Below are 16140 nucleotides of genomic sequence, written 5' to 3'. Positions count from 1 at the left end.
ATGCACGATATCGACTTGGATTTTGGCCGTGACGCTCGGATCGGCGTGCCGGAAATCGTGTATGGCGAGAGTAAGTCTGCGACGCAGCTCCAGGAAATATCGCGTCAGTACGAATCCCGGGGCGTCAATCTGTTGATCACCCGTTGCCAAGCCGAGCAGGTGCGGGGAATCGAAGGTGAGTACGATCCGGTTGCCCGCACCCTGCTGCGCATGCAGCGTCCCAAGTCGCCGATCGCCGGTTTGATCGGCGTCGTGTACGCGGGTAGTTCGGACGCGTCGGTCGCAAAGGAGTCGCTTGTAACGCTACGGTTCCTGGGTTGCCAGACTCGAGAATTTGGGGATTGCGGCGTGGCGGGGATACACCGTCTGATGGCCCATCGGGATGCCCTGACCGCTTGCAACGTCTTGATCTGTTGCGCGGGATTTGAAGGTGCCTTGGCGTCCGTCCTGGGTGGGTTGATGCCGCAACCAATCATTGCGGTCCCAACCAGTGTGGGCTATGGCGTTGCCGCCGGAGGCCACGCGGCACTGCATGGAATGTTGGCCAGTTGCGCTTCCGGCATCATGGTGATGAATATCGACAATGGCTGCGGCGCCGCGATGGCGGCTCAACGAATCCTTCGCCAGATCGCAGGACGTCCATCAGAATTGGACGGACCACCGGGCCCGTCGGTTTCGGAGCCGGCCGTGAAAGGCGTTGCGAATCAACCTTCCCGAGAGGTTCAAGCGGACTGATCAAGGTGACGGGGATGCTGTATAGTGCACCTGGGCGTCCCATCCAACATCACCTCAACATCGCTTAGATCATCGCACCATGAAGCCATCCGCCACTTCATCGCCGTCCAATCGAATCAGCCGCACCGCGACAGGACTTTCCGTCGTCATGGCCTGCCTCTGTCCCGCCACGGCTTCCGCGCATTCGAGTGTTCTGCCGCATCAACACGCTGCGGGCTTGGAAGGTGACCTAGCGCTGTTGCCGATCGTCCTGGCGACCGCCGCACTGATCGGCGTGGTCGGCTTGGCGATCATTTTGCAACGAACGAAGCGGGCTGGAGAAGAGAACCAGCGCTAGAAACAGCGGGGCGTTACTCGCCGCGCCGACGCACGATGTACCCGCTGGACAGCGAGACTTTGCGTGAGGTGCGTGGCGTTAGCCGCGGATTTCTAGCGGGCCCGGACAAAGCTGCTGGCGTAGGCAGACACCAGCAGTCCCGCGGACAGGTAGAAGACGGGATTGACGAACGCATTCAGTAAGCAATCCCAGAAGACGAGCGCAACGATCAGCAAGAAGTAGGAAAGCACGCACTGGTGCGCTCCTTCACCGGGCGGGATGCGAAGCAAAGCAATCACGCCGCCCACAAACGGTGCAATCAGGGTGAGTGACCAGGTCCCAAGTCCGACCAGGCCGAAGTTCCGCAGGGCCATCATGTAACGCTGGTCGCTGTAGTACGGATACTTGTTGCGGTTCGGCAGCGTGTTTGAACCGAACCAACGGTAGGGCGAGTCCAGTGTCATATCGATGTAGACCCGTTCGCTCTGCAATCGAAACGCCCATGATTTGGCGATCCGCTGATTGGCTCGTTCGACCGTGGACAGGATCGGTTGCACGTCAACGGCATCCATCAATCGGATTGCCATCACGCCGTAGCTCGCTATCGGTATTGCGCACAGAAGCAGAACGCCGACCAACCGAGGAAGTCGTCGAGTGGCCAGCAGGATGGGTGCCCCCGCAAAGCCCAAATAGATCCAGCTGAATGACCGACACAGCAGCGTGGTTGGCGCAAGTAGTACCAAGGCGATCCAGCCACTCCTGGTGCCCAGATCAAATGACTCGCCCAGGAATCTTAGCCGGTAACGATTCAACGTCAGGCAGAGCGTCAAACAAGCCAACGTCGCGACGCACATCCATCGCCCCAAGCGGATCCCGTTGCCGAACATGACGTGAGGACGCCAACCACCCAGTCGCCAGGCGTGTCCCTCCGATGGGACGTCGGCACCGAACAGCAGCACTTGCAGGTACCGCTCCGGTCCGACAATCATCTCGTACAAGCACATCGGGACCAGCAGAACGCCCAGTCCGGCGATCACCATCAGCAGATCGATTTGAGATCGGAAGTCGCGAAATGTCAGTCGAGCACTCGCGTACGGAACCCCCCAGTGCAACGCGTGGTCGATTGAGAAAGCAACTCCGGTGGAACCGAACGGGGAACCGTTGTGCCACGCGGTGACCATGGGCATTAACACCCAGGCAACCATGGGCAGGTCGAACAGCCAGGAAGACTTTACAACCGTTCGACGCGGTTCGGGTGTGTGGTCCGAATCCAGCAGGTTCCACAACGCACGACATCCCGACCCCAGAAGAACTGCCAGGGATCCGGCATGGGGTTTGGTCAGTTCGAAGTCCAAGAATTGCGGGGCGACCACCAACCCGGTCGAAAGGTTTGGCAGAAACACCATCGCTCCGCAGACACAAACGGGGACCGCCAAGCTGGCACGCATCGTGAAAAACCAGACGATGCCCAGCAGGATCCAGGCGATCCAGGCCGCCGTTACCAAGGAGATTTCGTCGATCATCAGGGCCGACACGCTATCCCCCTACGCCAACCGATGTCCGCGCTGTGCCGGAATCGTCGGATGATAGTAACGGACCGCAACAGACGATCATGCTTGCTGTCGGACCGCTTTCGGCGACGAGACGTTTTCCACATCCGGAAACGGCATGCCCCAGTCGGGTTTTTCCGACCGCTGTCCCAGCACCCAGCGATAGACTTCCCGGACCTGGCGCGCTTTCGCCTCCCAGGAAAACCATTCCATCGCACGTTGGTGAGCAGCTTGTGAACGTGTTTCGATCAAGGAAGGATCCGCCGCGACCCGCTCCAGCACCGGTCGGAGTTGCTGGATGATCTCCTGTCGGGATCCGATCTCGACGGTGAAACCCGTTTGGTCCGTGACAAGTTCCGCCAAACCGCCGTACCGAACGACCAGCGGAACCAAGCCCACGGCCATGGCTTCCAACGCGACGGCGCCCCCAAACTCTCGAATGCTTGGGAACACGAACAGATCCGATTCGATCAAATGCTGTTGGACGGCTTCGTGGGGCACGCGGCCGACAAATCGGACCCCATTTCCGATTCCTAGCATCTCTGCCTGTCGTTCCAGGGTCTCGCGTTCTGGCCCGTCGCCGACGATGGTCAAGACGGCCTGTTCGCTGCGAATCAAATCGGCAGCAGCTTCGATCACCATGTCGGCGCCCTTGTAAGGTACCAACCGGCCCAGGAACACCAAACGCAACGGTTGCTCCGCTTGACGGTTCCTGCGACCGCTAAATCGATCCGGATCGATGCCGTTTTCCGGAATGTAAACGCATTTTTCGCGATACTCCTGCGGGACCTGTTGCCAGGTGTCTTGCGATCCAATCATCAAAGCGGCCGCGTCGCGACGTGTTTGTCGGTAGCCGGGAAGCAACTTGTAACCGCTGCGGACGTAGGACAACCATTCTCGTTCCCGGCGCCGCGCCGCATCAAATTGTTTTGGCCACGGAACGCCGCCATTCAGCGGGCCCAGCACGAATGGCACCTTCGCGCGTCTGCAACGATGGGCCAATCGGCTGGGTGCCGTCGGCGAAAGCGGAGTGACGCGATGCACCAGATCAAACGATCCGTCCTGAATCTGCGACCCAAAACGCTTCCAAATCAGATTCTCAAAGTACGGATAGGTGAGTGTTGCGATCGCCGTCACCGTCGTCCAACCCTTGTTTGAACCTCCGCGTAAGAGCGAGGCGGCTTTCCACGCCGGTTTGGCAATTCTTTCCGAGTCGATGGCGACGAAATCGGTGTCCTCGCGAAGTCCTGCTTGCAGGAGTGCTTCCCGATTACGGACCTGCGTCACGATCAACGCATCAATATCCGGCAGCTTTCGCACCGCGTCGACATGCGACCAGCCGACCAACGGGACGCTGACCATTTGCGGGTTGCACGCTTCGGCAATCAATAAAACGCGTGTCATCGATTTCGATTCAAATGCCCTGGGGGCGTGTGCGGTCGGGGGCGGATTTTGACCGTTCAAAGTTCACCTTCGCCGTGTCGCTCCGCTTCCCGTTGTGTTCGGACCCAGTGCGTCTGACGGCGACCAAATAGCCGTCGGTAAATTCCCAGTTTCCCAAGCACGTAGCCGGGGGTTCGTCGAAGACTTTCCACGGAAACGATGTGCTTTCCGAATCGGAAATAGGCCATCAAGATGCTGAGGACCGCCGCAAATCCAATCGTGGTGAGAATCCAAAACGGGGCAGACGTTCCGGCCCAGATGAACAACGCACCCGTGATTGCCCAGCCGAGAAGCGAAACGATTGCGAGCAGTGACAGCGGCGGCACCATCAAATCAATGGCGACCAACGCCAAATGGGGCTTGAGACGGACGACGGCATCGCGGAGCAGGCGAGGGATCTCGCGGATCATGCATGCAAGGTAGCCATGTTCCCACCGCGTCCGCTGTTCAATGGCCGCGGCGGCTCCAACCGGCAACTCGCTCCAGACGTGAGCCTCCTCGCAAAAGCTTGGAGCGGATCCGCGTCGAGTCAGCAACAGTCCGAGTGCCAAGTCCTCAACGATCTCCCCCGAGGCCAACGGAGCTTTCTCAATGACCGTCCAGGGGAAAGCCATTCCCGTCCCGGTCAACAGGATCGGCAGGTTCAGTCGCTGCATCGCTCGGGCACGCACCCAATTCTTCACCAGAAATGCGAATACCGACACCGCGGATTCTGGGCTGCTGTCGGCGGGCATCCGCATCAAATAACGAGCCTGTACCGGACGGCCGGTCGCGGTCACGCTGCGCGCGAGACGATCCAATGCATCGCTTCCAACTTGGCAGTCCGCGTCGACAATGATCACCGTACCAGGCGGTGAGCCGGCGAGAGCTCGAATTCCTGCATCCAATGCAAATCCCTTGCCCCGCCGGTCCGGGTCGTTTCTCTCGATCACCTCCGCTCCCGCTTCGCCAGCGAGTGGCGCGGTATTGTCGGAGCAGTTGTCGGCGATCACCAGCAGGCGATCATCGGCCAGCATTTGTTCGCGAATGTTTTGAACGGTTCTCTGGATGGCACCGGCTTCGTTGTGTGCCGGAATCAGGACACCGATTGAATCGCGTTCGCCCCTCGGCAACGACCGTCCCGGAAGCATCGCCAACACACATTGGACCGTCACGACCAGCAAAGGAAGCGAGACGGCTAAGGCGACCAACCAAACCATCATGATCACGACCGTGGTCATTTGGCCGGCTCGAGAGCAGGTCGGTCGGATTCCGCACTCAGACCAAGCAGGGACGACAGTGTTCTCGCTTCCTTTCGGACGTCATGTCGCCGACGAACACGCTCCGCACCAACGTTCCCCATGCGTTCCAATTCGTCCTCGCGCCGACTGAGACAATCGTGGAGGGCATCGCCGAGGGCCTCGATTGACCCAGCCGGAACGAGCCAACCACAGGAAGCATCGACCAGCTCAGGGATCCCCGCGATGTAGGTCGAGATGACGGGCCGTCGCAATGCCAACGCCTCCATGATCGCAACTGGTAGCCCCTCCGCAAAGCTGGGCAGGACCATCGCGCGACAATCTTGCAGCCACTCGCTGACCTGATCCCCATTCTGCCACCCGGTGATCTGAACGGAATCGTGAAGCCCTTCGTCACGGATCAGTTTTTCGATTTGCGGACGCATTTCGCCGTCGCCCACCAACACCAGCTCGACAGCCACGCCGCGGCGACGAAGCGCTCCGACAGCCTGGACAAGCAGGATCTGGCCCTTCTGTTCACACAATCGTCCCAGGCAAACGAAACGCCGATCGTGGTAGGGGCGACGCGTGTCATCGTTCAAATAGTGGTCGTCCAGCCCGCAGTGGACCACGCCGATCTTGGGCCATTCCTCGTGATCGCACCAGCGGTACAGCTGGCTTCGACCGAAGCTGGAGACGCCGACAACAAAGCGGGCCTCATGAATCTTCTCCCGCAGCGCGATCTCGAGCGGGTAGTCAAACTCTTCCGGGCCGTGACAGGTCATGCTGTACCGGGGACCGCCCAGCACTTTTGAAAGCAGTGCGACGGTTGCCGAGTTGGTGCCGAAGTGGACGTGGACATGATCGACACCCTGCCGGCGGGCATGGTTGGCGAACCAACAGGCTTCGGCCAGGTAGATCAGATGTTTCAGCACTCCCGTGCGGGACCGTTTTCCCAAACGGATCGCGAGAGCCAATGCCCGAAACGTCCGAAGCGGTTTGCCGAGCAGCGTCGTCAGGGCAGAGCCAAGCATTCCGCCCGGATGATCCAAGATCGAATCCGTGCGCTCGCTTTCCGCTCGGTCTCGGGGGTCCAGCAAGGAACCCGTTGTGGAGCGGACGGAGTATCGCACGATTCTGGTTCCCCGTTCTTCCAACGCGGCGATCTCGCGTCGAATGAAACTGTGGGACGTCATGGGATACTGGTTCGTCAGGTACGCAATCGATCCAGACCGGTTATTACCGTCACTCGACATCAGCAGCCCCCCGGGGGCGGACGGGATCGGTGATCCGCTTGTATTCAATCAAGGTGTGCCGGCGACGAAGGATGCGGTTGGACCAGTATTGGATCAACCCACGGAATTCAGCGGGTTTGCATGCCAGCATCAACGCGGCCCTTCGCAGCGCAAACCCGATGTTGTCCTCCGCAGAGAATTGCCGGGTCAGCCGCGCCCACTGCAACAGATAGACCGCCACGATGGCAACGGGAACCAACGGCGAGACCACTCCCAAGCAAGCGAGAGCGATGAAGATCAATAACAGGGCCGGCAGGACGCCTCCCCAGACCACAATCCCGCGGACCTGCCGTCCGGGAAGAGATTCCGCCCGGCTTCCATACCGCTGCAACGCTTCGGCCGCGGCATGTCCGAATCGCTTGGAACGCTTCCACCACTGACCGAATCGAGTCAACGCCGCGTCATGGAGCGTCATTTCGGCATCCAGCCGCTGGACCTTCCAGCCGGCTTGTCTAAGGCGAAAGCAAAGTTCGGGTTCTTCACCCGCGATGATGGTTGCGTCATAACCGCCCGCCGCCTCCACCGCCGAACGGCGAAACAAGGCGTCGCCGCCGCAGGCATCGGCCGGCCCGACGGGGGTGTCCCATTCGCGATCGATCAAAGAATTGTAGATCGATTCACCCGGATGCAATTCGCGACGCCGACCGCAAACCACCGCCAATCGGTCATCCGCGTCCATCGCCGTGACGGCGCGGTCGATCCAGTCGGGACGCAGAACGCAATCACCATCCAGGAACTGCACATATTCAACCCCGGGGCACGCCGATAAAAGCCGTTCGAAGCCGGCGTTTCGCGCCCGTGCGGCAGTAAACGGTACCGTCCGATCCAATTCAACGACGTGAACGCCAAGTGAGCGCGCGAATTCGACGCTGCCGTCGGACGATCCGGAATCGACGTAAACGATGCTTTCTTTGGGCACCGCCCCAACGACCGAATGGAGAGAATCCTTCAGCCGCTGGCCCTCGTTGCGGGCGATTGCGATCACGCCAACGTTCATTGAACTGGCGATGAATCTTGGGAAGGGCGATCGGCGTCTGAAACGGAAGCGATTCGATGCAGTAGCTTCGCCGCGACTTGCCGGCTATCAAACGAGTTCACGGCCCGTTGTCGCGCTGCATCCGCCATCTGTGTATGCAAAGCCGGATCGCTCACCAGTCGTTCGATTGACTCGGCAATGGCGGTCGAATCGGCTTGGGGCACGATCACACCGTCGTGCCATGAATCGATGATGTCGGGCGTGCCACCAATTCTGGAGACGATGGCGGGAAGCCCACACGACATTGCTTCAAGCACCGAAACAGGAGTCGCTTCGCCCAGTCCGACACTGGGCAACAAGAAGAGATCCGCCTGCCGAAGCGATTCGATCACGGTCGCTTCGTCTGCGACACCTGCCAGTTTGACTTGTTGCTGGAGATCCAACGAGCGTATTTGATCTTCGATCGCAGAGCGGTAGGGCCCCTCACCGTACAGGGTGTAGCTGCACTCGATCCCGCGATCACGGAGCAGCGCGATGGCTTCGATTGCGAAGGCGTGGCCTTTGGTTTTGTTCAGCCGAGCGACGGTCAGCAACCGGACCGGCGTCTGCAGCGCGGCGCGATCCGCGGGTGGGGTGAATCGCTGGGTATCGACACCCAGCGAGGATTGCATGACCCGATCGGGCGAAATCTTCAGCTCTTGAATCACTTGCTGGCGATTGTTTTCCGCCGCTGCGATGATCAAATCCGCGTGTTGCGTTTTCTGAGGATGGTCTCCGCCGTACACCTCCAGATCGCCTCCCAATCGCAGGCTAAAACGCGGTCCGCCGAGCAACTTTGCCATCGTCACCAGGTGGGCGGCATTGGCCATCGAGTGGACCACCAGGTGTTGGATGTCGCGCTGTCGACAGAAACGTGACAAGGAAGCGCTTCCCAGAATCATCAAGACCAGCTTTAGCCGGCCGCGGATCGGCTCGTCGCGCAGCGATGCTATGTAGCGAAGGCATTGGACCACTTTTCCGGGTTGCGAAAGGCAACAAGAGAGCGCGGAACCAATCTGTGGTGGCCAGGCATAGAAGGCGTCGGAGATATCCTGGCCGAAGGTTCGGTCGAATTTTCCCGGCTGGTCATTGCGCCGGGTCGAGACCACAGACACGGTGCGGCCCAGCTGGCGCATCGCAACCGCCACACGCCACATTGCCACGGATGTCTGGTTAGGAAACTCCGTCAGCAAGACGCCGACGCGCTTCGGTGCGTCCTGCAGAGGCGGCAGCTTTCCCAAATCAGGTTGCACGGCTCGATCCTGAACCAATTCCGGTTCATGGGGGGCGCGCATCGTTTCGGCGGAAGGTTCCAACAAAGTCCGGAGCACTACTTCAGGTACTTGACTGTGATTGCTTGCGTTTCGCGCTTTGCGGACTTTGCCACCGCAGTCAGATGCAGTTTTCGGGCAACCAGTTCTTTTGCCCACAATCGCACACCGTAGCGTTTGATCCGAAATCGGTGTTTGCCGGCTGCATTCTGAATTCGCAACCGCGTTCGCGTCAGCGCCCCGGTCGTCAACGGGGGCACCTCACTCGATTCATAGCCACGGGCGCGTAATTTGGCTCCGATCCGGGCCTCCAGCAGCTGCAGTTCCTGACGCGTCAGCTTCTTGCGCCATTGGTGGACCAAACCGGGGTCTGGCAGAGAATAAGTGGTCTCGTCCGCGTAGCTCAGCATGTCCGGATCGTATTGAGTCCCCAGGAACTCACAAATCCGGGCAAGTTCACCCGGCGTATCAATGACCAGGGACTCGTTGCGGACTTCAATCCATTGATCGTCCCGGAGGACGCTGCGGAATCGTTCCCAGTCTTGTTCGGCTTGTTCCCAGAAGCTGGCACCGGACCAAACGTTGCCTGCCCATCCCATCTGCATGCAAGATCGAGCGACATCGCGACCGTCCCGATACAAGTAAACGAATTTGGCATCGGGCCAGAGCCGACTCAAACGTTGAAAATGTCGATGGACCGAGGCTCCGCCGGCAACCAGCGGTTGATCGTCACTCTGACTGATCATCGCATCGAACATTCCGCGGGCGATGGTGGGATAGTCGGATGAAGGATCGACCGAAAGCCCGCTTGCAACGAACCGCCTTTCCGTCGAAAGCCATTCGGCGAAGCGTTCACCCGATGGCCAGGTGTTTGGATCGTCCAGCAGATCGATCGCGTACTCGAATTCACCGAAGCAGCGCAGGCGGGGATGATGATCCAACATCAAACGCAGCAGCGTTGTTCCTGAACGCACCGAGCCGAGAACAAAGAACGGTGTCATTTGGAATCCCAGGTGGAGTCAGAGATGCGATCGGATACCGCAGTCCCGCTTGCGGGCTCCGTCAATCCGTCACCATCACAGAACCCGAGCGGAAGATCCAACTCGGCGGTACGTTCAAAGTTCCGGCAAGTCAGCGCAGGGTCAATGCCCAGCCGCTGCGAAAGCAGATCCAAGTCATGATTGAAAATCTCGGTCAGCTTGGCAACCGAATCTTCGCTCAGTTTCGGGCGATCGCGCAGCCGCCACAGCGCCTTGACGCGTTCGCGAACCGGACGGGGAATCAATGACTTGCGAACCCAGCTAATTCCCGGCGCATACACGATACGATCTCTCCACGGACTGGTGCGCATCCGTTCGTGACCGATGTTTTGCGATGGCAGATCGCGGCGCCAAATCGGCACCCCGGGGGCTCGCAAGAATGCAAAGATCCGTTGCAGTTCAGATTCGGGATGCCGGCGTAGCCGGTCAAAAAAGATCGGTAACACCTGAGTCGGACCGAAGGCTTCGATGAACGGAGCGATTTGATATTCGTATCGACTGTACTGAATCAGCTCGGGAAACGTTTCGATCGCGCGATCGATCGGGTCGGTCACTTGCCCCACGGTCCACTCGTGCACGTACTGCGAGACAAGTCGGTCGATGGGATGCCGCATGACGTAAATCAATTTGACATCGGGGCAAGTCTGTCGGATCCGTTCGATGGTCTGGGGGTAGGTGGGAAGTTTTGTGTAGTGCGTCGACGACTCGCCCAGCAGGTCTCCCGGATTTGGCGAACTCCAACACTGGGAGTACCATTCGGGGCCGAGTTGAAAGACAGGATCATCGCTGAAATAGCAAGGCTCCTTCGGCTCCGACATGCAGAATCCCGATCGCGATTCCAACTGCGAATGCAGCGTGCTGGTCATGCACTTCATGCCGCCGATGATGATGAAATCGGGATGGTGATTCATCGATGTCGCCCCGTCATCGGATGCAAGAAATTGGTCCATATGTCCCGCCATTCTGCGACACAGTGCGGCGAGCGACGTCCTCCCAGCACGCGGCGCGAGTTCGCAATCAAAAAACCCAGCGTCCAATACAGATTCGCACGCAACAGACCCAACCGTCCAAAGTGTTTGGCATAGTACCGGGTGCGGGCGGCGAAGTAGTAGCGGGGTCGCCGTTGACGCTTTTGTTTCAAGCTTTTCACCGAGGATGACCCGCCGCGGAGGTGGACGACGTGCGCGCCGGGACAATGAGCGACCGTCCACCCTTTGTCTTTTGCCAAGCGACAATAGTCAACGTCGTCGTAGTACATGAAGTATCCGTCATCCATCAGTCCGACGTCTTCGATCACTGAACGACGAATCAGGACACACGCGAAGCTGGTCCAGTCGGGATTGCATGGCTGGTGTCCACCGTTCTCATCGGTCGGCCAGGGGACATCCGAGCCCGAGAACAAACGCGTTACCGGTCCGGTCACCGCGGAACGAATCAGTTCGGTTGACGGCCGAAAGAATCGAAAGCAACTCACTTGCGGTGTGCCGTCGGGCCATTCCAACCTGGGGCTGACCAGCCCAGCCTCGGGCGATTGCTCCATCGTTTCAAGCAAGGTCCGAAAAGCACCGGGGCGGACCAAGGTGTCGCTGTTGAGAAGCAGGTATGCCTCCGCGTCAGCCCGCTGTATTCCGAAGTTGTTACCAGCCGAGAACCCGCCGTTGGTCTCAGATCGGACCAGCTGGCACCACGACTGCCAGTCTTCCCGTTCGATCGCCTGTTCGATCCGGTCGGCGGAGTCATCACCGGACGCATTGTCAACCACGACGACGCGGATGCCCGGGCGATCGGGGTCATCGGCGATGCTGCGCAGCGAGTCGATCGTCAATTCTGCGGTGCGGTAATTGATCATCACAACCAGCATCCGCAGCCGGGTTGGGCTGGTGCTGATCGAATCTGCGTGCGTCGCCGGTTCAGAGAGGCTGGTCATGCCGTCAAGCTGGTGGTTGAGGCTGGATGATGCGTTTGCAAAAAGTCCTCGAACCGCTGCGCAGCGTCGCTCCAGCGGTGGGATCGAGCCGTTTCGAAGGCAGCTTCCGACATCTGCCGCCACTGGGCGCCCTCGAATGCATGAACCCGGCAAATCGCATCGGACATTGCCCCGACATTCTTCATCGGGACCAGGATTCCTCCACCGCCAGCGATCAGTTCAGGTGCGGCACCGGTCGGCGTCCCGATCACGGGAGTGCGACTTGCCATGGCCTCCAGGATCGGAAGTCCGAAGCCTTCAAACCGACTTGGAAACAGCCATGCGGAGCAAGATGCGTACATCTGTGCCAGCTGCTCTGCATCGGGACGGATCAGGTATTGATCGATGATGGGTTGATCATCGCTTGACGGTGGTTGGGTTCCATAGGCGACCAGCTCCAAATCCGGAAGGCGTTTTCTGGCTTCGCCGACGGCGGCAAGCGCCACGTCGGTTCCCTTCTTCTCAAAGTCCGCGGAATACATCACGCCGACACGCGGCTTGGGCGGACGAGAACGAGGTCCAGGATCAAAGTCATCCACATCGATCGCGTTGGGAATCACGATGCCATTGGCACCGGGGTGACGCTGACGAACTCGGTTGGCAATCCATTGGGAAACGTAGATGTGTTGCAGAGCCAAATCGTAGGTTTGATCCGCCTGCGGTCCATGAATCGTCCCTTCATCATGTTGGACGCAATAGTATTTTTGTCCCTTGCTGGGAGACAGCTTTGCGGCCCACTCGGCGGTTTTCCAAAAGGTCGCCACCACGGCGTCCGCGTCTGAAAGGTCCTGGTCGACGATTGGACCGTCGTGGTCGATGACGTGATAGGGAACGCCGTAGTTTTCGTAGTGTGAGGGACCGATCGACTTGGGTTTCGGCCAATGTCCGGTGCGAACCAGAGAACTGACCTTGCCGCGTAGTGAACGTTGCTCGGGACGGCAGCAGACGATTTCGACTTGATGTCCCAATCGAACCAGTTCGCGCGTGTAGATTGCGATCACACGTTCACCGCCGAACAGATTGGGCGGCGGGGAGAGAAAATTCACACGCATCGCAGCTCAGACCGTCTTTGCCGACGCCAATCTTTCAAAAAAGCGGTTCTTCCGGATTGAACGGGTTTTTCGAACCCATCGATCGCGGATCCGGTGATGCAGGGTGCGGGGCGCCGAACGGAGGGGGCCATGTTGTTGCACCATGGACGCCAGAGGCTGCGAATTGCCGCTCAGGTCTTCGAGCAACTGTTGGAACCCTTCCGGTCGCATCGACTTGTGATAGTGAACGATGATCGCGTTCGGGATAGCGCTCGGATCAGTGAAATCACGATTGAGCGTGTTGACCTGGCAATTCAATTCAATCGGAAGCGTTTTCGTCCGGTCTGTTTGGCTGACCGCAAAAGCCAGAGCGACTTGATCGGTAAAGAATGCACGGTAGCGAGGCGAAGCAATCTGAGATTCATGCAACTGCCGGCATGCTTGGTCCCAATCGAAAGCAATTCTCGATTCACGCCGCAAGCTGAACACGCCCGAATTCCAGTAGCGACGGATGCGGACGCCTTCGGGCACGCTGTCGACCCACCCCAGACGATCCAGACCGATGCCCATCCGTTCGGAACAGGCGATCCAGTAAGGTTCATTCTCGTGGTCCGGCCCGGTGGTAGCGACGATCACCGCCTCCGGGCAAGCCGCGAAGTCGGCGTCCTCGGGAACGACGTCCGAGAAATCACCGGAGATCAGAATGTCGCTGTCCAAAAAGGTGAGGTACTCCGTGTCCACCTCCTCGACGGCCATCCGCATCGCGGCGGATTTGTTGTAGTGCGGCCACCACGGATAGGGGTTGGCTTTCGGCCGGTCGAAAACCTCCGCACCCAGCGACAACAGCGTGTCGACGATCCCTCGGTTCAACGGATGGCCACCACGACATCGGTACAGCCGGACTGGAACCGACGACATGGATCCCCCGAATTTGCGGAGGGACTGCAACAGCAACACGCACTGCTGTTCCAGATCGCCGGACTCAATGCAGCCGATGAGGGTGGTTGGGGGAGAAGTCATTTCGCAGGTTTCACGAACGAGCGGCAGACCGAAGCAAGCAGTCGCCAGCTGTCGCCTGAACCCGGGGAATCGATCAGTCGCCGGAAGGCGTATTCGCACGCCACCTTGCGGTCACCGGAGTTCAACGCCCACCATCCGAATTTCGCCAGGTTGTTGGTGCGTGTCGATTGGGGGCGGACCCGCATTCCGTCGGCCGAAAGTTGGATGCCCCGCCGTTTGGCCGCGTTTTGGCGGGCCCGCAGCATGTTACCCTGCTGGATGTCATGGTTCTCCTGGGAACCGGATTTCGGGTGATTGCGGTAGCGAAGCACCGGTTCTTGCACATTGGCCAACGAGAAATGCTCGCCCATGCGGAGCCAAAGGTCCGCGTCTTCACCCCAAAGGAAATCTGCGTCGTAGGCGTGGACTTTGTCGAAAACGCTGCGGCGAAACATGCACGCCGGGTGGGCCAACGGGTATTCCCCGTCCAGCAATTGTTGCTGGATCTCGGCGTCACCGGCCGGCAATTTAAACTGGATCAGCGGCCGGCCGAAGTTGTCGGTAAAGACGACCCAACCGCCAACGCATCCGCACTCGGGGTGCTGGTCCAAGTAGTCCACCTGCAACTGGAAACGATCGGGCAGGCAAACGTCGTCGCCATCCATTCGCGCCAGGTACTCTCCCCGGGAATGCTCGATCAGCTCATTGAGTGTCGCGGCGAATCCACGGTTCTCGCGAGTGAAGACGCGAATTCTATCGTCGCGCTTTTCCAGCGATCGAAGAAGGTCTAGCGTGCCGTCGGAACTGCCGTCGTCAAACGCAAGCAATTCAAAGTCGTCAAATGATTGCGAAAGCACACTATCGATGGCTTCCTCGATGTACCGTTCACAATTGTAGATCGGAAGGATCACCGAAACGCGTGGGACTGGAAGATCTATCACAACATTATCGCATCAAAGGAAACGGAAAAAGCATCCGGAAACGGATCAAACGAGAGCTCGACGGCACCCAGGCGATGCGTTTGGGGAGCACCAATCGGCTGGGGTTCAGCAGGAACGTTATCCGGCCGGATTTGAGGCAACTGCATCGCGGTGGATGGCGTCTTCGACGAGCTCGGCGAACGCGGTCGCGGAGCATTCCGGAAAACTCGCCAAGATCTCATCTCTGGCGGCAGCTCCCATGTCGCACCATCGATCGCGTTGTTGCCACGCCCGTTCCAAGGCGGCCGAAAAGAGTGGGACGGTGGGAGCTTCCGCGACAAAACCGGTGCGGCCGTCCGTGACGACTTCAGTGTTTCCGGCGACATCCGTGACAATCGGGATGCGACCACAAATCATCGCTTCCACGACGACAAGTGGTAGTCCTTCGTAACGCGAGGGCAACACCAACGCATGGGACTGTTTCCAGATCTCTTTGACGTCTTGAACTTGTCCGCACATCCGGACCCGGTTTTCCAGACCAAGCATGGTTACCGCTTGCGTCAGGGTTCTAGCCATTGGCCCTTGACCGTAGACGTCCACTCGCACTGATCGCTCCCGCCAACCGGGAAGGGCAAGTGTTTGAAGCAGGATGTCTTGGCCTTTCGCGGTAGGGTCCAAACGTCCGACACACGAAAGCACCCAAGGAGGTTGTGGCGGAAAGGGCAGAGGCGCGTTCGGCTTATCCAAGTTCAATGGGTTCCGCACGACGACGGCGTTGTCCAGCCGCTGCCCAACTTGCATCTCAAACAGTTCTCGGTTTCGTTGCGAAACGAAACAAGACACTTGTGCTGATTGGTAACACGCCCGCAGCCTCTCGGCGATGGCGTCCTTGGGCCACAAGGTTTCCGAATTCGCCTGAGCAATCACAACATAGGGAAGCGATTCTTGTCGGCAGAACTCCATCCAATCCAGACCACAGCCGATTGCCCCGTTCGAAACGACGACCAGATCGGGAGAGAATTTCAAAAGCGCCTCTTTTGCACGTCGATTGAACACGGGAGTCGCCTGAGCCGAAAAGATCGATCCACCGATCCGGTAGCGGACAAAGTCCTTGGCCCGATCGCGCCGAAGCTTCTGCCGCGGGTGTCCCTCCAGAATCTTGATCCCGGCGTCGGCCAACGCCTGTACCTGCACGGGACGCGGCTGTGAGCGGTTGACGTAGGCGATCAGTTGGTGACCACGACCGGCCAAGATCGTTGCCGCCTGGCTCCACAGTTCCTCCGAACCGCCCCAAGCAAAGCCACCCATCCCGCTGATAAATGCAATTCGTGCCATGATCTAC

15 protein-coding genes are annotated in these 16140 nt (G+C 59.1%); 2 read left to right on the top strand and 13 right to left on the bottom strand.

The annotated features are described in order from the left end of the window. A complete protein-coding gene (gene larB / locus FYK55_RS04410; RefSeq protein ID WP_150075150.1) occupies nucleotides 1-735 on the top strand; it encodes a nickel pincer cofactor biosynthesis protein LarB in 735 nt (244 codons plus the stop codon). Between the two features lie 79 nt (nucleotides 736-814). Beyond that, a complete protein-coding gene (locus FYK55_RS04405) occupies nucleotides 815-1072 on the top strand; it encodes a hypothetical protein (protein WP_150075149.1) in 258 nt (85 codons plus the stop codon). Between the two features lie 92 nt (nucleotides 1073-1164). Here FYK55_RS04405 and FYK55_RS04400 read toward each other — a convergent pair whose 3' ends face one another. The 13 genes from FYK55_RS04400 to FYK55_RS04340 form a co-directional block, all read right to left on the bottom strand. Then, nucleotides 1165-2574 (bottom strand): hypothetical protein, encoded by a 1410-nt coding sequence (locus tag FYK55_RS04400; RefSeq protein WP_150075148.1) that lies wholly within the window; start codon nucleotides 2572-2574, stop codon nucleotides 1165-1167. 87 nt (nucleotides 2575-2661) lie between these two features. Further along, nucleotides 2662-4005, bottom strand: a complete 1344-nt coding sequence (locus FYK55_RS04395; RefSeq protein ID WP_150075147.1) for a glycosyltransferase family 4 protein — start codon at nucleotides 4003-4005, stop codon at nucleotides 2662-2664. A gap of 56 nt (nucleotides 4006-4061) precedes the next feature. Continuing rightward, the gene (locus FYK55_RS04390) at nucleotides 4062-5264 is read right to left on the bottom strand and encodes a glycosyltransferase family 2 protein (protein ID WP_150075146.1); all 1203 of its coding nucleotides are present in this window, start codon (nucleotides 5262-5264) and stop codon (nucleotides 4062-4064) included. Further along, entirely contained in the window at nucleotides 5261-6457 is a 1197-nt protein-coding gene (locus FYK55_RS04385) for a glycosyltransferase family 4 protein (protein WP_201743619.1), read from the bottom strand. Before FYK55_RS04385 ends, FYK55_RS04390 begins: the two co-directional genes overlap by 4 nt. 49 nt (nucleotides 6458-6506) lie before the next feature. Further along, a complete protein-coding gene (locus FYK55_RS04380; RefSeq protein ID WP_201743618.1) occupies nucleotides 6507-7541 on the bottom strand; it encodes a glycosyltransferase in 1035 nt (344 codons plus the stop codon). 8 nt (nucleotides 7542-7549) lie between these two features. After that, the gene (locus FYK55_RS04375; RefSeq protein ID WP_161604302.1) at nucleotides 7550-8866 is read right to left on the bottom strand and encodes a glycosyltransferase family 4 protein; all 1317 of its coding nucleotides are present in this window, start codon (nucleotides 8864-8866) and stop codon (nucleotides 7550-7552) included. Between the two features lie 35 nt (nucleotides 8867-8901). Continuing rightward, complete coding sequence (locus tag FYK55_RS04370; RefSeq protein WP_150075142.1) at nucleotides 8902-9843, bottom strand: sulfotransferase family protein; 942 nt, start codon at nucleotides 9841-9843, stop codon at nucleotides 8902-8904. Next, nucleotides 9840-10793, bottom strand: coding sequence for a sulfotransferase family protein (locus tag FYK55_RS04365; RefSeq protein WP_201743617.1), 954 nt, complete (start codon nucleotides 10791-10793; stop codon nucleotides 9840-9842). Before FYK55_RS04365 ends, FYK55_RS04370 begins: the two co-directional genes overlap by 4 nt. Next, nucleotides 10790-11809 (bottom strand): glycosyltransferase family 2 protein, encoded by a 1020-nt coding sequence (locus FYK55_RS04360; RefSeq protein WP_201743616.1) that lies wholly within the window; start codon nucleotides 11807-11809, stop codon nucleotides 10790-10792. Before FYK55_RS04360 ends, FYK55_RS04365 begins: the two co-directional genes overlap by 4 nt. Further along, nucleotides 11806-12900 (bottom strand): glycosyltransferase family 4 protein, encoded by a 1095-nt coding sequence (locus tag FYK55_RS04355; protein ID WP_150075140.1) that lies wholly within the window; start codon nucleotides 12898-12900, stop codon nucleotides 11806-11808. The genes FYK55_RS04360 and FYK55_RS04355 overlap by 4 nt, the downstream gene beginning before the upstream one ends. A 6-nt stretch (nucleotides 12901-12906) precedes the next feature. Further along, nucleotides 12907-13899 (bottom strand): glycosyltransferase family A protein, encoded by a 993-nt coding sequence (locus tag FYK55_RS04350; RefSeq protein WP_150075139.1) that lies wholly within the window; start codon nucleotides 13897-13899, stop codon nucleotides 12907-12909. Beyond that, nucleotides 13896-14819 (bottom strand): glycosyltransferase family 2 protein, encoded by a 924-nt coding sequence (locus tag FYK55_RS04345; RefSeq protein ID WP_150075138.1) that lies wholly within the window; start codon nucleotides 14817-14819, stop codon nucleotides 13896-13898. Before FYK55_RS04345 ends, FYK55_RS04350 begins: the two co-directional genes overlap by 4 nt. A gap of 117 nt (nucleotides 14820-14936) precedes the next feature. Beyond that, nucleotides 14937-16133 (bottom strand): glycosyltransferase family 4 protein, encoded by a 1197-nt coding sequence (locus FYK55_RS04340; RefSeq protein ID WP_150075137.1) that lies wholly within the window; start codon nucleotides 16131-16133, stop codon nucleotides 14937-14939. Nucleotides 16134-16140 lie beyond the last annotated feature (7 nt).

This window comes from Roseiconus nitratireducens (assembly GCF_008629675.1).
Lineage (GTDB): Bacteria > Planctomycetota > Planctomycetia > Pirellulales > Pirellulaceae > Stieleria > Stieleria nitratireducens.
The sequence above is the reverse complement of the archived record's forward strand: the minus strand, read 5'-3'. Positions and strand labels throughout refer to the sequence as shown.